The sequence below is a fragment of the Streptomyces sp. NPDC058697 genome (assembly GCF_042715345.1).
GTDB lineage: Bacteria > Actinomycetota > Actinomycetes > Streptomycetales > Streptomycetaceae > Streptomyces > Streptomyces liliifuscus.
On record NZ_JBHXSU010000009.1, the window covers coordinates 71,389 to 90,174 of the forward strand.

14 protein-coding genes, 1 tRNA gene, 1 other RNA gene and 1 pseudogene are annotated in these 18,786 nt (G+C 71.3%); 6 read left to right on the forward strand and 11 right to left on the reverse strand.

Translation table 11 applies throughout. The features are described 5' to 3' along the window. Window positions 1–296: 296 nt before the first annotated feature. The 4 genes from ACFWXQ_RS22365 to ffs form a co-directional block, all read right to left on the reverse strand. On the reverse strand, window positions 297–2,138 hold the full coding sequence (locus tag ACFWXQ_RS22365; protein ID WP_383937661.1) for a hypothetical protein: 1,842 nt from the start codon (window positions 2,136–2,138) through the stop codon (window positions 297–299). Window positions 2,139–2,454: 316 nt separating this feature from the next. Next, window positions 2,455–3,714 (reverse strand): phosphoribosylamine--glycine ligase, encoded by a 1,260-nt coding sequence (gene purD, locus ACFWXQ_RS22370; RefSeq protein WP_383937659.1) that lies wholly within the window; start codon window positions 3,712–3,714, stop codon window positions 2,455–2,457. A gap of 158 nt (window positions 3,715–3,872) precedes the next feature. Continuing rightward, window positions 3,873–6,278 carry a DNA polymerase III subunit gamma and tau gene (locus ACFWXQ_RS22375; RefSeq protein ID WP_383937657.1) on the reverse strand — a complete coding sequence of 802 codons (2,406 nt, stop codon included), beginning with the start codon at window positions 6,276–6,278 and terminating at the stop codon, window positions 3,873–3,875. Between the two features lie 148 nt (window positions 6,279–6,426). Next, an RNA gene (ffs, locus tag ACFWXQ_RS22380) (signal recognition particle sRNA small type) lies at window positions 6,427–6,525 on the reverse strand. Between the two features lie 71 nt (window positions 6,526–6,596). On the opposite strand from ffs, the gene ACFWXQ_RS22385 reads away from it, so the two are divergent. The 5 genes from ACFWXQ_RS22385 (at window position 6,597) to ACFWXQ_RS22405 (ending at window position 9,682) form a co-directional block, all read left to right on the forward strand. Further along, a tRNA-Ser gene (locus ACFWXQ_RS22385) sits at window positions 6,597–6,684 on the forward strand. Between the two features lie 457 nt (window positions 6,685–7,141). Then, on the forward strand, window positions 7,142–7,357 hold the full coding sequence (locus ACFWXQ_RS22390; protein WP_383937655.1) for a type II toxin-antitoxin system VapB family antitoxin: 216 nt from the start codon (window positions 7,142–7,144) through the stop codon (window positions 7,355–7,357). Next, on the forward strand, window positions 7,354–7,776 hold the full coding sequence (locus tag ACFWXQ_RS22395) for a PIN domain nuclease (protein ID WP_383937653.1): 423 nt from the start codon (window positions 7,354–7,356) through the stop codon (window positions 7,774–7,776). The genes ACFWXQ_RS22390 and ACFWXQ_RS22395 overlap by 4 nt, the downstream gene beginning before the upstream one ends. A gap of 105 nt (window positions 7,777–7,881) precedes the next feature. Then, complete coding sequence (locus ACFWXQ_RS22400; RefSeq protein WP_383937651.1) at window positions 7,882–8,502, forward strand: disulfide bond formation protein DsbA; 621 nt, start codon at window positions 7,882–7,884, stop codon at window positions 8,500–8,502. Window positions 8,503–8,773: 271 nt separating this feature from the next. Further along, the gene (locus tag ACFWXQ_RS22405; protein WP_383937723.1) at window positions 8,774–9,682 is read left to right on the forward strand and encodes an alpha/beta fold hydrolase; all 909 of its coding nucleotides are present in this window, start codon (window positions 8,774–8,776) and stop codon (window positions 9,680–9,682) included. Between the two features lie 154 nt (window positions 9,683–9,836). Here the strand turns inward: ACFWXQ_RS22405 and ACFWXQ_RS22410 are convergent, their stop codons facing one another. The 4 genes from ACFWXQ_RS22410 to ACFWXQ_RS22425 form a co-directional block, all read right to left on the reverse strand. After that, entirely contained in the window at window positions 9,837–10,631 is a 795-nt protein-coding gene (locus tag ACFWXQ_RS22410; protein ID WP_383937649.1) for an ABC transporter permease, read from the reverse strand. Beyond that, window positions 10,628–11,641 (reverse strand): ATP-binding cassette domain-containing protein, encoded by a 1,014-nt coding sequence (locus ACFWXQ_RS22415; RefSeq protein ID WP_383937722.1) that lies wholly within the window; start codon window positions 11,639–11,641, stop codon window positions 10,628–10,630. Before ACFWXQ_RS22415 ends, ACFWXQ_RS22410 begins: the two co-directional genes overlap by 4 nt. A gap of 131 nt (window positions 11,642–11,772) precedes the next feature. After that, a complete protein-coding gene (locus ACFWXQ_RS22420) occupies window positions 11,773–12,615 on the reverse strand; it encodes a DUF4097 domain-containing protein (RefSeq protein WP_383937647.1) in 843 nt (280 codons plus the stop codon). Window positions 12,616–12,725: 110 nt separating this feature from the next. Next, on the reverse strand, window positions 12,726–13,244 hold the full coding sequence (locus ACFWXQ_RS22425; protein ID WP_383937645.1) for a toxin-antitoxin system HicB family antitoxin: 519 nt from the start codon (window positions 13,242–13,244) through the stop codon (window positions 12,726–12,728). Between the two features lie 682 nt (window positions 13,245–13,926). Here ACFWXQ_RS22425 and ACFWXQ_RS22430 point away from each other — a divergent pair. Beyond that, window positions 13,927–15,330 (forward strand): DUF2079 domain-containing protein, encoded by a 1,404-nt coding sequence (locus ACFWXQ_RS22430; RefSeq protein ID WP_383937720.1) that lies wholly within the window; start codon window positions 13,927–13,929, stop codon window positions 15,328–15,330. Between the two features lie 8 nt (window positions 15,331–15,338). Here ACFWXQ_RS22430 and ACFWXQ_RS22435 read toward each other — a convergent pair whose 3' ends face one another. The 3 genes and pseudogenes from ACFWXQ_RS22435 to ACFWXQ_RS22445 form a co-directional block, all read right to left on the reverse strand. Then, entirely contained in the window at window positions 15,339–17,291 is a 1,953-nt protein-coding gene (locus ACFWXQ_RS22435) for a copper resistance CopC/CopD family protein (RefSeq protein ID WP_383937643.1), read from the reverse strand. 171 nt (window positions 17,292–17,462) lie between these two features. Further along, window positions 17,463–18,309 (reverse strand): annotated as a pseudogene (locus ACFWXQ_RS22440) (SDR family NAD(P)-dependent oxidoreductase). Beyond that, the gene (locus ACFWXQ_RS22445) at window positions 18,306–18,785 is read right to left on the reverse strand and encodes a cupin domain-containing protein (RefSeq protein WP_383937718.1); all 480 of its coding nucleotides are present in this window, start codon (window positions 18,783–18,785) and stop codon (window positions 18,306–18,308) included. The pseudogene ACFWXQ_RS22440 and the gene ACFWXQ_RS22445 overlap by 4 nt, the downstream one beginning before the upstream one ends. Window position 18,786 lies beyond the last annotated feature (1 nt).

Below are 18,786 nucleotides of genomic sequence, written 5' to 3' on the forward strand. Positions count from 1 at the left end.
GGCGGGGGGCTGGGGGGAGCGGGGTGCGGTTGGGTGATGATGTGCGGGTGAGTGGGCTTATGGGTGGATGCGGGATGTGCGGGTCCGGTGGGGGCTGGTCGCGCAGTTCCCCGCGCCCCTTGGAAGCAGGGGCTACCGCCCGCTTCCGGGTCGCCTGGTCGTTTCCGGCTTGGCCGGGGACTTTCAGCCCGTCCGGCGTTTGAGGACGAGCGCGTTCAGCGCGATGCGGGGGTCTGGGGGCGGAGCCCCCAGGGATGGGACGGGTAGGGGCGGCGGGGGCGGAAAAGGGCCCGGGGTCAGACCAGGCGGACCGGCTTTTCGGGGCGTATGCCGAGGTGGAGGAGCCAGGTGCGGAGGGGGGCGGGGTCGCCCTCCTCGATGAGGCTCAGGACTCGGGGCCCGAGGTCCACGGACCGTTCGCCGTTGATGAGCAGCGACGGCCCGTCGAGCCAGTCGAGCCCCGGAGCCGCCCCAGCCGTGTCCATCGCCGCGCAGCAGACCATCGCGGTGACATGGTCGGCCAGCAACTCCCGCCCGGTCCGAGGCGGTTGCAGAGGAAAGAGCGGCAACGAACCGTCGTCCCAGAGCTCCATGTCCGGCCCGACCTGCCCGGCGGCCCCGGAGGGAGCCCCGGCCCCGGCCGACACGGCGGCCTCCTCCCGCGCCACCTCCGCACTGAGCCCCGCCGCCAGCGCCGAACTCCGCTCGTTCTCCGGCCCGCCGTCCTCGTCCTCGTCCTCGTACGCCGCGGCCTCAAGCCTCTCCACGACCACGGGATCCTCAGGGTCCCCGGACTCCCGCGATCCCCCGGATTCCCCAGGCGCCCCGTCACTCAGGTGATCCATCACCCGGGCCAGGGTCGGCCCCTCCGGATCCGAGGCGCCGGGGCCGGCCCCGGCGCCGGCCCCGGAGGACCGGCTCACGCCGAGCGCGTCCAGCACCCGGTGCAACCGGGCCGCATCCGTACGCCACTTCCGGTCCACGACCTCGTCCGGATACTCGTCCCAGTCGACCGGCGCCCAGTCGGGCCCGGTCTCGGCCGGTCCGCCGTGGAAGAGGCGGGCGGCCAGCAGGGACGCCGCCTCGTCGATCGCGCCGGGCTCCTCCAGCAGGTCACAGGCGGGCCGCTCGCCGAGCCGGGAGGCGAACCCCTCGGCAAGGCGGTCGCGCCGCGAGAGCTCGGTGAGGGCCGCGACCACTCCCGCGTCGAGCCGGGACGGCCAGCGCCCCATCCGCCAGGCGGGCAGCGCGACCCGCGTCAGCAGCCGGTCCCAGCCCGCGTACGCCAGCCCCACCTGCTCCTGGGCGACGATCCGCAGACCGTAATCCACAGCCTGTGCACGCTCCGCCGCCGCGGCGGCGACCCCCCGCTCCATCTCGGCGGCATGCACGCGACAACTGCGCAGCAGAAGCCGCGCCACCCAGCCGACCCCGCCGAGCACCGTCCGGGACAGGGGTCCGCGGGGCTCCGAGGTCACCGCCACCGCCGCGTCGAGACCCCGGACGAAACGCCGCGCCGCGGCTATGTCGGGGTGCGCCGACGGTCCCGTACCGGCGACGACCGGCGCGAGGACGGCGCGCAGTTCGCCGACCCGCATCCACCACAGGAAGGGCGAGCCGATGACGAGGACGGGCGCGGCCGGCGCACGACGGTGGGCCGAGGGCAGGCCCCGTACGCCCGGTACGCCCTCTATCTCGTCGCGGGACTCCGGCTTGGGCGGGCCGTGGGCCGGGTGGGTGCGGTCCTCCAGCCAGCTGTCGCAGTCCGGGGTGAGCGCTATCGCGGAGGGCGCGGGCACTTCGAGGCGGTCCGCCAGGTCGCGCACCATGCGGTAGAGATCGGGCGCCGACTCCTCGGCGATCGTGACCGTGGGGCTCACGGCGGGCCGGGAACGGACCACGACCAGCGCGATGCCCACCGCGGCGAGGAGAACGAACAGGGCGAACCCCGACACGATCCAGCGCGTGACGGCCCAGCCGGGGCCGTCGATGTGGCCCGTCGACCCGCCGACGAGCAGCACGACGGCGACGGCCGCGGGCAGCAGGGCGACGGCCAGCGCCCGGCTGCGGACCCGCAGCACGGCGAGAGCCCGTGAGCGCGCGGCCTGCGCGCCCACCTCCACACCCATACCGGACACGACCGGTGTCACCCCCTACTGCCCGCCCGGCGCGTGCATACCCAGCCACTGCCGGCGGACGTCCATGGCGTTGCTCACTCCCCCACTGTGGCACCCACGACTGACATCGCAATGCCGGTGGGCCAAGTGCCGGAACGCTTGCGCCGCACCCTAGTTGGGGCCCCGGTCCTCGTCAGCCGGATGGGGCATCGGTCACTCGATGGAATGGCTTTGGGCAGAGGTGGCTGACGAACGGGCCCCGGTTCCTGTGCTGGATCCGGGGCCCGGGATGGTTCTTCGCTCTGTGTTGACGCAGGTGAAGTCGCGTAACTGCCGGTTACGCCTGTACGGCCCCCGCCACCTTCGCCGCGATGTCCGTACGGTGCTGGCCGCCGTCGAGGTGGATTCGGTTGACCGCTTCGTACGCGCGTGCGCGGGCCTGGGTGAGGTCCTTGCCGCTGGCCGTGACGGAGAGCACCCGGCCGCCCGCGCTCACGATCGCGTCGCCGTCACGCCTGGTGCCCGCGTGCAGGACGTACGCGTGCGGGGCGTCCTGTGCCGCCACGTCGTCGAGGCCCTCGATGGGGTCGCCGGTGCGCGGGGTGTCCGGGTAGTTGTGCGAGGCGATGACCACGGTGACGGCCGCGTCGGCGCTCCAGCGGAGGGGTTCGAGGTCGGCCAGGGTGCCGTCCGCCGCCGCGAGGAGGATGCCGGAGAGAGGGGTTTTCAGACGGGCGAGGACGACCTGGGTCTCGGGGTCGCCGAAGCGGGCGTTGAACTCGATGACCCGTACGCCGCGCGAGGTGATCGCGAGACCGGCGTAGAGGAGCCCGGAGAAGGGGGCGCCGCGGCGGCGCATCTCGTCGACGGTCGGCTGCAGAACGGTCTGCATGACCTCCTCGACCAGCTTCGGGTCGGCCCACGGGAGGGGCGAGTACGCGCCCATGCCGCCGGTGTTCGGACCCTCGTCGCCGTCGAGCGCGCGCTTGAAGTCCTGCGCGGGCTGCAGCGGGACGACCGTCACGCCGTCGGTGATCGCGAAGAGGGAGACCTCGGGGCCGTCGAGGAACTCCTCGATGACCACGCGCTCGCAGGCGTTGGCGTGTTCGCGGGCCTTGTCGAGGTCGGCGGTCACGACGACACCCTTGCCGGCCGCGAGCCCGTCGTCCTTCACGACGTACGGGGCTCCGAAGGCGTCGAGCGCCTCCTCTACCTCGTCGGGGTTCGTGCAGACGTACGAGCGGGCCGTGGGTACGCCCGCGCCTGCCATCACGTCCTTGGCGAAGGCCTTGGAGCCCTCCAGCTCGGCGGCCTCCTTGGAGGGGCCGAACACCGGGATGCCCGCCTCGCGCACGGCGTCGGCGACCCCGGCCACGAGGGGGGCCTCCGGGCCGACGACCACCAGCCCGGCGCCGAGCTCCGTGGCCAGCGCGGCCACGGCCTTGCCGTCGAGGGCGTCGACCTGGTGCAGCTCGGCCACCTCGGCGATACCCGCGTTGCCTGGGGCACAGTGCAGCGCGGTGACGTCGGGGTCGAGGGAGAGGGAACGGCACAGGGCGTGTTCGCGGGCACCGCCGCCGATAACTAGGACCTTCACGGGGGTCAGACTAGCTGTCGTGTTTCGGGGGCGGGTGGGCGTGGGTTCGCCGCTGCTCACTACTACCGGTTGTTGCTTGCTGCTGCTATCGGTTGTTGCTCGCTACTACTGCCGGTCGTTGCTCGTCGCTGCTACTCATTGCTGCTCGTCGCTACTCGTCACTGCTCGTTCGAGAACTCTTCCACCACCGTCGCTCCCAGCTCTCTCACGATCAGTTCGTGGCCCGAGAGGGCGGACTCGTCGAGGTCCGGATCGTCGTCCTCCGGGGTGTCGTCCTCGGGGGAGATGGGGGGCGGCTCCGGCGCGGAGGGACGGGGAGCGGGCGCGGGACCGGGTGAGGGCGCCGACTGGGACTGGGACTGGGGTGCCGAGGAGGCAGGCCGGGAGGCCGGAGCCGATGGCGGCTGCTGCTGCGGGGCAGGGCGCGGCGCCGACGGAGCCGGGGCGCCGCCACCCGCCCCGTAACCCCCGCCGTAACCGGACCCGGGGCCGGGCGGAGGCGGCGGGGTCGAACCGCCGGACGGGTCGACGACCGCCTCGACCTTCCAGTGCACGTTGAACAGCTCGGTCAGCGCCTGCTTCAGCACCTCTTCGCTGCCGCTGCTCGCGAAGTTGTCCCGGGCGCCCGCGTTGACGAAACCGATCTGGAGGGTCGTGCCGTCGAAGCCGGTCACCTGCGCGTTCTGGCTGAGCAGGATCCAGGTGAAGCGGCGTCGGTTCTTCACCGCCTCCAGGATGTTGGGCCACAGCATGCGGGGGTCGGGGCCACCGCTGGGAGGAGCGGTGGCGTATGCGGCAGGGGGGGCGGGGGCTTGAGCCTGGGGCTGGGATTGGGACTGGGGCTGGGCGGTCTGGGCCGCGGGCGGACCGGGTGCGGCGGCCGGTGGCTGTCCCCCGCCCGCGGGTGCGGCGGTCGGCCACCCGCCGGGTCGCCTGCCACTGCCCGCTGCGGTCGCGGCGGGCCAGGCACCGGGAGCAGCGCCGGCCGCGGGGGCGGTGGGGGGAGCCTGGGCGGGGGGCTGTTCCGAAGCGGGGGCGGGCGGGGGCGCGGCCGGGGCGGGAGCAGGCGCGGCTCCCGGGGAGGCTTGGGCCGACGTGGGCGCCTGGGCGAGGGCGGGGGCCTGGGCAGGCGTGTGGGTTTGGGCGGGGGCGGGGGCCTGGGCAGGCGTGTGGGTTTGGGGCGCCCCGGGACCCGTATCACCACCGGGGCTCCCCGCCCCGCGTACCGCAGCACGAGCCGCGGCAGGCCCGCCACCGGGCGGAACGGAGGGACCGGGAGGAGCAGGGGGAGGAGCGGAAGCAGCCATGCCGCTCCCCTGCATTCCGGTCGGCATCCCGGCATGCGCGTCGGGCCCGGGCACGTACCCCATGGCGGGCGCTCCGGCGGCCGCCGCCCCCGTGAAGTTCACTCCGCGCTCGATGCGGTCGAGCCGGGCCATGAGGGACCGCTCGTCGCCGTACGCGGCGTGCAGGAGCACGCGCGCGCAGATCAGTTCGAGCTGCAGGCGGGGGGAGGTGGCCCCGCGCATCTCCGTCAGCCCTTCGTTGACGAGATCGGCGGCCCGGCTGAGCTCGGCGGCGCCGAACACTCCGGCCTGGGCCGTCATCCGCTCCACGACGTCGGCGGGAGCGTCGATGAGCCCCTTCTCGCCGGCATCGGGCACGGCCGCGAGGATGACGAGATCCCGCAACCGCTCCAGCAGGTCGGCGACGAACCGACGAGGATCGTTTCCGCCCTCGATGATCCGGTCGACGACCTCGAAGGCGGCGGCGCCGTCCCCCGCGGCGAAGGCCTCGACCACGGAATCGAGCAGCGACCCGTCCGTATAACCGAGCAGTGAGGTGGCCATGGCATACGTCACACCGTCGTCGCCCGCCCCGGCCAGCAGCTGGTCCATGACGGACATGGAGTCACGCACGGACCCGGCGCCCGCGCGGACGACCAGCGGAAGCACCCCGTCCTCGACGGGACTGCCCTCGCGCCCGCACACCTCGCTCAGGTACTCCCGCAGAGTCCCGGGCGGCACGAGCCGGAACGGATAGTGGTGCGTACGCGACCGGATGGTCCCGATGACCTTCTCGGGCTCGGTGGTGGCGAAGATGAACTTGAGGTGCTCGGGCGGCTCCTCGACGACCTTCAGCAGCGCGTTGAATCCCGCCGACGTGACCATGTGGGCCTCGTCGATGATGTAGATCTTGTACCGGCTGCTGGCGGGCCCGAAGAACGCTTTCTCGCGCAGGTCACGGGCATCGTCCACGCCACCGTGGGAGGCGGCGTCGATCTCGATGACGTCGATGGATCCCGGACCGTTCCTCGCGAGGTCCCGGCAGGACTGGCACTCACCGCAGGGCGTCGGTGTGGGCCCCTGCTCGCAGTTCAGACACCGCGCCAGGATGCGCGCACTGGTCGTCTTCCCGCACCCGCGCGGCCCGCTGAACAGGTACGCGTGATTGACCCGGTTGTTCCGCAGCGCCTGCTGCAACGGGTCGGTGACATGCTCCTGCCCGATGACCTCGGCGAACGACTCCGGGCGATAACGGCGGTACAGCGCGAGAGACGACACGCGTACGAGGTTATAGGCGCCCACTGACAACGAGGACCGCCCGCGGGACTTCACCGCTCCGCCCCACCGGCACCGGGCCACACCCTCGGCTCACCGGCGTCGCACCCTCTGCTCCACCAGGCCGCGTCCTGGGCTCCGGCGCCCCGCAAACGCAAGCGCCCCCCACGCACCCGCCAGAGCCAACCTACCCTTGCTGCCTTCCGGCCCTGGGGGAGTTCAGTCAGATAGCGCCACGTGAGGGGCTGCGCACACAGTACCCGATCTGAGCGGGGGGAACGAGTTCGCGAGCACTCCTCAACGTCTTGTATTGTTTGCCGCGGAGGATTCGCCTAGTGGCCTAGGGCGCACGCTTGGAAAGCGTGTTGGGGGCAACCCCTCACGAGTTCGAATCTCGTATCCTCCGCCAGTGCCTCACCGGGCACTAACGTCGAAGGGCCCCACCGCAAGGTGGGGCCCTTCGACGTTGTACTCAGCCCTCGTTGTCCTGATTTCTGTCCACAACGGGTGCCGCCGATCGTCAGATGACATCGGCGATCTTCCGGGCACCGAGGAGATCGCCGCCGGGTACGCGAAGCATCTGTCGCACAGCGGCATTTGCCAGGTCGCCCGCACCATCGGCACGGGTGTGCCGGCGCGATCGAGTACATCGCCACTCGGGCAACCGAGCCGTACGGACTCTCGGCGGCCTGGAGCTCGACCCGGCCCACCTCAATGCCTGGTGCCATCTGCGCGAGGCGGAACGCGTCTTCGCTCTCCCACGTCCATGGCCTGGATGCCCGTTCAGGACTCGGCAGTCGGGCAAGGCGCGCGATGGCACCTTGCGAGATATACTTGGTCCCACATTTGATATAAGGGAGACGGACATGAGTCGGACCGTGATCGACCTGGACGACGAACTGGTCGCGGACGTCGCAAAAGCCCTCGGGACGAGCACCAAGAAGGAGACCGTCAACACCGCTCTTCGCGAGGTGTTGGACAGCCGGCGTCGCGCCCTGGCTCTCGCCCGGCTGCGGGCCGCGACTGACGACGGCGCTTTTGATCTGGAGCTGTTCGAGAACAAGGGGAACTACCGCCGGTGAACGCGGCCCAGTTCCTGATCGACACCAGCGCGCTCGCGCGGTTCATGCGCGGGGACGCGGAGCAGTACGGCTGGGACCAGGCCGCCGCGGCTGGACTCATCGCGACCTGCCCCATCACCGAGCTCGAGTTCTTCTACAGCGCACGGTCGACCGCCGATCGGGCAAACGGCATCGAGGACATGCGGCTGATCTTCGGCTGGGTTCCCGTCGACGACCGTGCCTACGATCGTGCCTGGCAGGTCCAGGAAGCCCTCACCAAGCAGGGGAAGCACCGAAGCGCCGGAGCAGTCGACCTGGTCGTCGCCGCTACCGCTGAGCTGCAGGGGATCACTCTGCTCCATCGCGATCACGACTTCGAGTGCATCGCCGCAGTGACCGGACAAGCCCTCCAGTGGTACGGCCCGGAGCACGGCAAGTAGGTCAGCAGCGGTTGCAGTTCTGATTGCGTTCACTGCCGTGCATCACCGTTCGGAAGCCCACCCGGCGTTGTGTACTTCGTCGTTGTCCGTCTCAGGAGGGATCGGATGAGCGAACAGCCGACCGTCGACTTCTGGTTCGATCCCGTCTGCCCGTACACGTGGATCACGTCGCGATGGATGGTGGAGGTCGCCAAGGTGCGGCCGGTGAGTGTCCGGTGGCGGGTGATGAGTCTGTCGGTGCTCAACGAGCATCGGGACGACAATCCCGAGGGCGAGTGGGGGGACTACATGTGGGCCCCGGTGCGGGTGTGTGCCGTTGTGGAGGAGCGGTTCGGTCAGCGGGCGCTCGGTGACCTCTTCACCGCGATGGGCACCCGATTTCATCTCCGGGGTGAGTGGGGGAATCTCTCGGCGGCCCTTGCCGATGCCGGGCTGCCGGAGGGGATCGCCGAGGTCGCCGGGTCCACCGCGTACGACGAGGCGATCCGGTCCTCGCACGCTCAGGCCATCGCCCTGGCCGGTGACGACATCGGCACTCCGGTGCTGTCGGTCGCCGGGCCCGGTGGCGAACGGGTCGGCTTCTTCGGTCCTGTCGTCTCCCCCGCGCCCACCGGAGAGACCGCCGGACAGTTGTGGGACGGCTTTCTGCTGATGGCCGGCGTTCCGGGCTTCTACGAGGTCAAGCGCACCCGTACCGAAGAGCCCCGGTTCGACATGGGTGACTGACGCGGGCGACCGACGCGGGTGACTGGCACGGCACGTCCGGCGGAGGCTCGCAGCCCTCGCCCCGACGCCCACAAGCCGCCGTGGCGTAGTCCTTGTCCCTCTGGAGAGCTACGCGTGAGTGAGCCCTGCGGGGTGACGAATTGGGACTGCCGGATCCGTAGCGTCTGAGTTGTCGCCGGCGGACTCCGGCCGACCGGCCCGTTCCCAGCCGCCTTCGCCTCGTCTTCCCCTTGTCTTCCCCTTGGTCTTCCTGGAGGTCCTCGTGAACCGCATGCTCAAGACAACTGCCGTGGCCGCGACGTTCTGCGCCGTGGCCGGTGCGGGCATCGTCGGCTACGGGGCGGCCACCGCCGAGGCCACCGAAGCCCGGGTACAGGCGGCCTCCACCACGACCGCGTCGCACGGGCAGGGGGACTCGTTCTCGGGGACCAAGAAGATCCGGGTCGGCGGCTACTCGATCAACGTCTCGTGCTCCGGTCACTCGGCGGCCCGTAAGCCGGTGGTCGTCCTGATGGCCGGAGGGGGCGACGGGCTGGACACGATGGCCGGTCTGCAGAAGAGCTTGAGCAAGAAGGCCAGGGTCTGTTCCTACGACCGGCTCGGCGAGGGCGAGAGCGACCAGCCGATCGGCACCCAGACCATCAACGACAGCTCCAAGATCCTTACGGGCGTGCTCGACCGGATCACCGGTGACCGCCCCGTCGTGCTGGCCGGCCACTCGCTGGGCGGACTGATCGCCGCCCGGTACGCCCCCGACCACCGGGACCGCGTCAAGGGCCTGGTCCTGATGGACGCCACGATCCCGGCCCTGACGGCGGGCATCTCTAAGGCGATCCCCAAGTCGGCCACCGGCCTGGCGGCCGAACTGCGTGACCAGACCATCGCGGTGAACGAGGGCCAGAACCCGGAGAAGTTCATCATCGCCGACGCCAGGGTCCGCTCCGCGGGGGACATACCGGTACAGATCATCAGGCACGAGTCCCAGTACGCCGAGGTCCCCGACTACGGGCCCGCCCTGGAAGAGATGTGGGCCGAAGGCCAGCACCAGTGGCGTGCGCTCTCCGGCCGCAGCAGGATCAGCGTCGCCGCCGGAAGCGGCCACTACATACACGTCGACCGCCCCGACCTCGCCGTCGAGGCCATTCAGCGAGTCACCGCGCAGGCCGCGGCCCACTCGTAGTCATCGGGGCACTCCGGCCCGGGGCACGGCACAACACGAAGGACCAGGTCGGTGACCTGGCCCTTGGTGAGTGGCGGTTGGCGTTCGACGGCTGACGGTCGGCGGCTGGCGGTCGGCAATCGGCGGTCGGCGGTCGGCAGTAGGCAGTCGGCAGTTACTTCGGGTCGCGGTTGAACGATGCCTTCGACCAGAAGTAGCCCAGTACGGTCAGTGCCAGGGACCAGGCGATGGCGAGCCAGCCGTTGTGGCCGATCTCGGTGCCGAGCAGCAGGCCTCGCAGGGTTTCGATGGCCGGTGTGAAGGGCTGGTACTCGGCGATCGGCTGGAACCAGCCCGGCATCGCGTCGACCGGGACGAAAGCGCTGGAGATGAACGGCAGGAAGATCAACGGCATCGCGTTGTTGCTGGCCGCCTCGGGGTTCGGGCTGATCAGGCCCATGCCGACCGCGATCCAGGTGAGCGCCAGGGCGAAGAGCACGAGCAGCCCGAACGCCGCCAGCCACTCCAGGACCGTGGCATCCGTGGACCGGAAGCCGATGGCCACCGCGACGGCCCCGACCAGCAGCACGCTCATCACGCACTGCAGCACACTGCCGACGACATGCCCGATGAGCACCGAAGGACGGTGGATCGCCATCGTGCGGAAGCGGGCGATGATGCCCTCGGTCATATCCATGGAGACGGACACCGCGGTGCCGATCGTGGTTCCGCCGATGGTCATCAGCAGCAGACCCGGCACGAGATACGCGATGTATGCCGAGCGGTCCGGGCTGCCGCTGCCACCGATGCCCGCACTCATCACGTCGCCGAAGATGTAGACGAAGAGCAGCAGCAGTACGACCGGCGTGAGCAGCAGGTTCAGGGTCAGGGACGGGTAGCGCCGCACGTGCAGGAGGTTGCGGCGCAACATCGTGGACGAGTCGCGTACGGCGAGGGCGAGGGAGCTCATCGGACATCCTCCTTGGGCTGGGCAGGCTGGGTGGGCTGGACGGGCTGGTTGGGCACCTTCGTGCTGCCGGTCAGGGCGAAGAACACGTCGTCGAGGTCGGGGGTGTGCACGGTGAGTTCGTCGGCCTCGATGCCGGCCGCGTCGAGCCAGTCGAGGACGGAGCGCAGTTCGCGCTGACTCCCGTCGCTGGGGATCTGCAGGGACAGTGCCTCGTCGTCCCGGGTGGACTCGCGCAGGGCGACGGCGGCCGTCTGGTACGCGTCCGGGTCGTCGAAGCGCAGTCGTACGTGTCCACCGGGGATCAGGCGCTTGAGCTCCTCGGCGGTGCCCTCGGCGGCGATCCTGCCGTCGTTCAGGACCGCGATGCGGTCGGCGAGTTCGTCGGCCTCTTCCAGGTACTGGGTGGTGAGGAAGACCGTCACTCCGCCGGTGACCAACTCCCGGATGATCTGCCACATGTTGTGGCGGGAGCGCGGGTCCAGGCCGGTGGTGGGCTCGTCGAGGAAGATGATGCGTGGGCTGCCGACCAGGGTCATGGCGATGTCCAGGCGGCGTTTCATGCCGCCGGAGTAGGTGGAGGCGGGCTTCTTCGCGGCCTCCACCAGGTCGAAGCGTTCCAGGAGTTCGGCGGTGACCCGTCGGCCCTCGCCGCGGGAGAGGTGGTGCAGGTCCGCCATGAGGAGCATGTTCTCCTCGCCGGTGATCAGGCCGTCCACTGCGGAGAACTGGCCGGTGACACCGATCGCCGCCCGCACCCCGTCCGGTGATGTGGCGACGTCGTGGCCCGCGACCTGGGCCTGCCCGCCGTCGGCGGAGATGAGGGTGGAGAGGATCTTCACGGCGGTGGTCTTGCCGGCGCCGTTCGGGCCGAGCAGGGCGAACACGGACCCGGCCGGGATACGCAGATCGATGCCGTCGAGGACGGTCTTGTCCCCGAACGACTTGCGCAGACCGACGGCGGAGACGGCGGCCGGCGACGGGTGACCGTCACCCTGCCTGGACGTGGGCATGACAGATGAAGGCATGGGGCCCTCCCATTAGAAGGCTGAAGGAGCTGGGGAATTGGAAGAGATGAGGCTGGGGCGCGCGGTGTGGGGCGGGGTGAGGCAGGCCGCGGCCAGACGGTTCGGGGCGAGAGTGCTCAGGCCTTGGCGCGGAGGACGTCGATGTTTCCCCAGTTGGACCGTGCGCGGACCTTGACGGTCTCCTCGGTCTGCTCCGGGGCCTCGGACGCGGCGAGCGTGTTGCGTACGTGCCCGCGGTTGGAGCTGACGTCGAGCCAGGCGGCCGTGCCCTCGCGGATACCGACCTCGATGGCACCGTTGGACGTCTCCAACTGGACGTTCCCGCGGACGACTTCGGCGACGCGCAGGGAGCCGTTGGTCGTGGTGCCGACGACCGACGCCTCGGCGCGCGCGATGTCGATGGCACCGTTGGCACCGCTCATCCGCAGCTCGCCGGTCACGGCGCCGACGATCGTGCTGCCGTGCGAGTTCTTCAGGACGGCCGGGCCGTCGACGATGCCGACGCGCACGTTGCCGGTGCTGGTGGTGATCTCGGCCATGCCCTCGACCCGGTCGACGGTGCTCGAACCGTGCGAGACCTTCAGCTGCAGCGGGCCGGTGGTGTCGAGGCGGGCGTCACCCGCCGAGATCTTCACGCGGACCTCGCCGAGCCGGCCCTCGCCGATGATCTGGGTCCCGGCGCCGGTCATGTCGACGTTCGAGCCCGTGGGCAGTTCCACCGACACATCGACCGTGCCGCTGCGCCCGAGGAGATTGGCCTTGGGCGTGGTGACGGTCAGGGTGCCGCCGGCGTAGGAGACCTCGGTCTGGTCGGCCGTCCGTACGTCCAGGTCCTTCTTCGGGTCGCGGGGCTGCACGTCGACGACGGTGTCGAGGCGGTCGCCCGCGGTGAACCGGATGGAACCGGCGTACACGTAGGCGGTGGCCGAGATCGGTTCGGGAGTTTCGAAAGAAGGCATGGCTGTCCCGTCCTCTTGAGTCCTTGGGCCGTCCCCGCTGGTGGGACGTGGTGTGGGTGAAAAGACGTGGGTGAAGTGGTGCGGGTGAAGTGGTGTGGGCGCGGGCCGGGCTAGCGCACCCAGCCCGTGATGCTCTGTCCGAAGGTCTGGGTCTTCTCCGTCGTACGCGGCCGGGTGCCGCCGTCGACCGCGGCCGACACGGCGCGCACCAGCCACGCGTTGACCGACAGGCCCTCGCGGGTCGCGGCCTCCTCGGCGCGGGCCTTGAGATGGGCCGGCATACGCAGATTGACGCGGGCGGTGCCGCTCTCGTCGCCGTCGGCCGGTGCCGGGGTCCTGAGCGGTTCGACGGGCTCGGCCGGCTCCGCGGAGGCGCCGCCGTCGGTCGGCGGCGGTGTCACCACGAAGTCGGGGTCGAGCCCGCGCAGCCGTACGTCGACCGAGCCGGGGGCGAGTTCACGGGTGATCTCGTCCGTCGCGGCGGAGAGCACGTTGAGCATGATCAGCCGGGTCGCCGACTCCAGGGGAGCCGTCAGCCTCTCCGCCAGCTCGCGGGCTTCGTCGCCGCCGGCTTCGGCGGCCACCGCGAGTTCGCGGCGGAGGCTGTCGACATACGGGGTGAGGTCCATGACGCCATGATGGCACCACAGTGGTGCCACGCGCAAGCCGCGAGGCGGCATCGGGCGGTCGACAGCCCGATAGAGTCGATCTGACCTGCGAAAACACGCTGGCACCCGATTGAGCGACCGTGGCACCAGGAGCGCTCGCATGCCTTTACGGGCCGGTATTGGCTCCGCGTGGCACCGGATGGCACCAGTCCGCGCCACCCGGTGCCGCGGAGAGACTGCCCAGCCCCTCGGCGTACGCCGCACCGCCGACTGCCCAGCCCGTCGGCGTACGCCGCACCGCCTTCCCTGCCCGTCCGCCTCCAGCGAGGCCGCGCCTTCGGATCCCCTCTCCTCCACAGCCCCTGAACTGCGGAAACACTGGCCTCCATCGCGTGGGGATCGAGGTCCGTGTCATGCTCTGGTCTCCATTCCAGTCCCCCGGAAGCCCAGTGCCGTGCCGACATCGACACCCGACCGGTGACCTACCGATGACTTCCTGGTCGCCCGGTGCGCCGACGGCTCGTAAGGACCGCTCGTGACCAAGGCTCTCCCCGGCCCGCCGCAGGACGCCCGGGCCGCGCAGACGTCACCGACATCCCCACCGATACGAATACCGGCCCAGACACCAGCACAGACACCGGCCCAGACGCAGGCCCAGACACAGGCCCAGACACAGGCCTCGGTACCGGCACCTGAGGCCGCGATACCCGGGCCGGTCGCGCTCCCCCCGCGTGACCGGCGCCCCCGCCGAGCCGGCCCGGCCGGCCGGTATGACCCGTATCTCCTCGCGGTCGCCCTCTTCGCCGGCTACGCAGCTCTCTCCCTCGCCCGCTACCGGCACCTGGCCACCCGTTCCTGGGACCTCGGCATCTTCGAGCAGGCCGTCCGCGCGTACGCGCACCTCCAGGCGCCCGTCGTCGACCTGAAAGGGCCCGGGGCCAATGTCCTGGGCGACCACTTCAGCCCGGTCACCGCTCTCCTCGCCCCCGTCTACCGGGTCTTCCCCTCCCCGCTCACCCTGCTCGTCGCACAGGCCGCGCTGTTCGCGCTGTCGGCCGTACCGGTGACCCGTGCGGCCGCCGGGCTGCTCGGGCGTCCGCGCGGGCTCGCGCTCGGCATCGCATACGGACTGTCCTGGGGCATCCAGCGTGCCGTCGACTTCGACTTCCACGAGATCTGCTTCGCCGTGCCCCTCATCGCCTTCAGCCTGGAGGCGGTCCTGGCCCGGCGGTGGCGCGCGGCGCTGCTGTGGGCGCTGCCGCTGGTACTGGTCAAGGAGGACCTCGGGGTGACGGTGGCGGCCATCGCCCTCGTCGTCGCCCTGCGGTGCCGCCGCGACTCCCGGCGCACTGTCCTGTACGCCCTCGCCGTGGCGGCCCTGGGCATCGCCGCCACCCTCGTCGTACTCGTCGTCGTCATCCCGGTCTTCAACACGACGGGCGGCTACGACTACTGGACCAAGGTCGACGGCGGCTCGCCCCTCCTGGACGGTACGGGCACCAAACTCCGCACCCTCGCCTGGCTGTTGGTGCCGACCACCGGGCTGCTGGCGCTGCGCTCCCCGCTGTCCGTCGTCGCGCTGCCCACGCTCGGGTGGCGGTTCCTCTCCTCCGACGACCACTACTGGGGGACCGACTGGCACTACAGCGCGGTCCTCATGCCCGTCGTCGCACTCGCCCTGGTCGACGCCCTCGCCGGTGCCCGGTACAGCCCGCGCCCCTGGCTGCGTACGTACGCGCACCATCTGCCCGCGGCCGTCGCCGCGGCCGCGCTCTCGCTGACGACCACGCTCCCGATGGCCGTGCTGGCCGAGCCCGCCGCCTACCGCAAACCCGCGCGCGTCACCGCGGTCGAGCGTCTCCTGGACCGGATTCCGGACGGCGCGACCGTGGAGGCCGACATCCGCCCCAGCAGCCGCCTCACCTCACGCTGCCGGGTCCTGTGGGTGGGCGACACCCGTGGAATCACCCCCGACTACATCGCCCTGCACAACCCCGACGACCGGATCCGCGACATCGAGGCACGCGCGCGGCAACTCCACCCCCGCGCCGGTTACTCGCTCGTCGGCACCGCCGAGGGATACGTCGTCCTCAGGCTCGACTCCTGAGCCGGACGTCAGCGGAGGATCTTCACCCGGCGCGTCTCCGACACCTGGTCGATGTCCGACGTACGGATGGTGACCTTCATCGTCCAGGTGCCCGGGATGGGGAGGTTGAGGGACGACGTGCCCCAGTAGCCGCCCTTGTTGGTGAGGCCGGCGTCGATCGGGCCGATCTTCTGGGACGCGAGGGTGAAGGAGAGGCGGATCTCGGGGACCGTGGCGATGCCTCCGTCGGGGCCGATGATGACCGCCTCGACCGTGTTCTCGCCCACACGGCCCGGTTCCAGGACGATCTGGACCTTGCCCTGGCCGCCCGGGGTGCCGACGTCGAAGGGGATCAGCGTCGTTGACGCGGTTCGCTGACCGACCGCCGCGGTCTCCTCGGCCGCCGCCGTCTCGATCTCGGCGCGCCCCGGCTGCGTACCGGTGAGAACCGTCGTGATGACCAGCACGACCACACCCACGACGACCTCGGCCAGGACCGAACGGCGCAGGGCACCGCGACGGGCCCCGGGTGCAGCAGTCGGCCCGGACTCGCTTTCGGGCTCCTCCTCGGAACCGTCTCCGGTAGCCGACGTGGACTCCCCGGCAACCCGGCCCGAGCCGCCGGCCCCGGCGTCGGAGTCCGCACCCCCGCCCACGCGCGCTCCCACCGTCTCCAGCACCGGGACCCGCAACGGCTCCTCCGCGTCCGTCAGCCGGCCCGTCCAGCGGCGCGAGAAACCCGCCGCCGCCAGCAGCAGGACCACCGCGCACGCCTTGGCGACCAGGATCTGGCCGTACGACGTGTCGAACAACGCGTCCCACGAGCCGAGCCCCCGCCAGGACTGGTAGACGCCGGTCACCACGAGGACCGCGACCGAGGCGAACGCGAGGCGCGAGAAGCGGGCCACAGAGGCCGCCGAGAGCAGCGCCTCCGAGCGGTGGAGCGTGGTGAGGAGCGCCGCGAGACCGCCCAGCCAGACCGCCATCGCCAGCAGGTGCAGTACGGAGGAGGTCATCGCCAGGGGGACCTGGATCCCGGCGGACGCATGCTCGGCGGCGGCCCAGGTGCCCGCCAGACCGACGGCGAGAAGCCCACCAACCACGAGCACGACCGGCGTCGGCCGCTCCTGTTCCTTCTTCGGGCCCTCCTTCTCCGGACCCTTCGTCTCCGGACCCTTCGTCTCCGGGCCCTCCGTCTCCGGGCCCTCCGTCTCCGCTGCCGCGCCCCGACCGAGCCGTACGAGGAAGACCGCCGCCCCCGCAAGCAGCGCGAGCCGGGCCAACAGGGCCCAACCCGGCCTGCTGGTCAGGGTGTTCTCGATGAGTTCGGGGTCGAGGAGAGTGGCGGGGCCGGTGCCGCGCTCGTACGGGCCGCGGAAGAGCAGGAGCGCGGCCGTCGTGGCGACGAGGACCCACCAGCCGGCCCGGACGAGTCCGCGCAGCGGCTCGGCGGAGGGCGGGCGGCAGACCAGGACGAAGGTGACCGCGCCGATCAGCAGGGCGACGGCGGCGTACGCGGCATAGCGGGCGATGTCGTAGAGGGCGCCCGAGGCGGGGTTGACGGCCGGCTCGGCGGAGACGGACGCAGTGGTCTCGGACGGTTTGCCGATGGAGAAGGTGAAGGCGCCGGAGATGGGGTGGCTGTCCGCCGAGACAACCCGCCACGCCACGGTGTACGTACCGTCGGCCAGGCCGTTGTCGAGCGGCACCCGGACGGTGTCGGACCGGCCGGACGCGTGCTCGGTGTCGCCCGCGTTCACCCGGCGGTTCTCGGGGCTGAGGACGCGCAGCGAGTCGTCGGTGATGCCGACCGACTCGGTGAAGGTCATGGTGACCTGCTTCGGCGCGGACTTGAGGACGGTTCCCTCGCCGGGAGTCGTCTCGCGCACGGCCGAGTGGGCGGACGCCGGGCCCGCACCGCCCAGCAGGAACAGCGTGCCCAGCAGGACGACGAGGGCCAGTGCCCGGCGTGGCGCCGACACCCGTAGTACCCGTAGCACTCGGTGTATGCGGCGCCCTCGGCCCACGTCGCCTCTCCCTACTGCTTGTCCTGCACGTTCATATACGCGCAGTCGCACATGCGTCCACGTCCGTTGCTGCGGCCTAGGTGAGAGTACGGATGTACGCGACACCTTGTTCAACCCGGCCCGCGCTCACCACGTCGGCCGCGCCGACACCCCGCCGTCCACGACCAGGTCGTGCCCGGTGATCCAGGAGGCCATCGGCGAGGCGAGGAACACGCAGGCGTCGCCCACGTCCTCGGGACGCCCCAGCCTCCCGGTGGGGACGGCCTGTTGCCAGCGCCGTACACCGCGCGGGCCACGCCTCGGCGAGGCCCGCGCGGTCGATCAGCCCCGGCGAGACGGTGTTCACGCGGATTCCGTAGGGACCGTACTCCAGGGCCGCCGAGCGCGCGTGCGCGACGACGGCCGCCTTGGACGCGGAGTAGTGGGCGTGCAGGGGAGCGGGGTGTGTGGCCTCGATGGACGCGATGTGCGTGATGCTGCCCACAGGCCCGCCGGACGAGCCCCGCCGGTCACTCGGATCGCCCTGCTCCCTCCCTTCGCGCATCACCTCCACCGCCGCCTGCGTACACGCGAACACGCTCGACACGTTGGCGTCGACCACCGCCCGCCAGTCCCCCGCCGTCATCCCGGGCAGCTCCTGGACCGGCTGTACGCCCGCGTTGTTGACCAGGGCCGTCAGCCGGCCGCCGAACCGGTCGGCCGCCTCGCGCACCAGGCGGTGGCACTCGTCCTCGACGGTCAGATCGGCCCGCAGGGCGACCGCACGTCCGCCCGAGTCCTCGATGAGGCCGACGACTTCACGGGCGGCCTCCGCGTTCGTACGGAAGTGGACGGCCACGGCCGCCCCCGCCGCGGCGAACCGCAGCGCGATGCCGCGGCCGATGCCGCCCGACGCGCCGGTGACCAGGGCGACCTGCCCGTCGAGAAGTCCGGGGCGGTATCCGTCGTGGTGTCCGTCCTCCGGGCCGCTCACGGGCGGCTCAGCGCGGCGATCCGCGCGGCCCGGTCCGGGTAGCGGGCGGTGAGTTCCGCCGCGTCCCCGTGCTCGTACCCCTCGTAGGTGAAACCGGGCGCCATCGTGCACCCGAAGAAGGACCAGCCGGTGGCGGTCGCGACCCGCGCGCCCATCCAGGTGCGGGCGGGCACGGTGTACTGGAGGTGCTGGCCGCCGAGGACGTCGGGGCCGAGCAGGACCGTACGGGACGTGCCGTCGGGGGAGAGGAGCAGCATCTCCAGCGGATCCCCCAGGTAGAAGTGCCAGGTCTCGTCGGCGGGGAGCCGGTGGAGCGCCGAGAAGTCATCGGGTTCCGCGGTCAGGAGGACCACTATCGCGGACCCCTCGGGGCGGCCGTCGGGCCGTTCGGGGCCCGCCCAGGTACGGGCGAAGAGACCGCCCTCCTCGGGGATGGGCTCCAGTCGGTAATGGGCGACAAGGGCTTCGGGAGTGATG

Coding starts and splice junctions, on each gene's coding strand:
- ACFWXQ_RS22390 (WP_383937655.1), top strand. CDS start 7,142: ATGAGTCGGACCGTGATCGACCTGGACGACGAACTGGTCGCGGACGTC.
- ACFWXQ_RS22400 (WP_383937651.1), top strand. CDS start 7,882: ATGAGCGAACAGCCGACCGTCGACTTCTGGTTCGATCCCGTCTGCCCG.
- ACFWXQ_RS22405 (WP_383937723.1), top strand. CDS start 8,774: ATGCTCAAGACAACTGCCGTGGCCGCGACGTTCTGCGCCGTGGCCGGT.
- ACFWXQ_RS22410 (WP_383937649.1), bottom strand. CDS start 10,631: ATGAGCTCCCTCGCCCTCGCCGTACGCGACTCGTCCACGATGTTGCGC.
- ACFWXQ_RS22415 (WP_383937722.1), bottom strand. CDS start 11,641: ATGCCCACGTCCAGGCAGGGTGACGGTCACCCGTCGCCGGCCGCCGTC.
- ACFWXQ_RS22420 (WP_383937647.1), bottom strand. CDS start 12,615: ATGCCTTCTTTCGAAACTCCCGAACCGATCTCGGCCACCGCCTACGTG.
- ACFWXQ_RS22425 (WP_383937645.1), bottom strand. CDS start 13,244: ATGGACCTCACCCCGTATGTCGACAGCCTCCGCCGCGAACTCGCGGTG.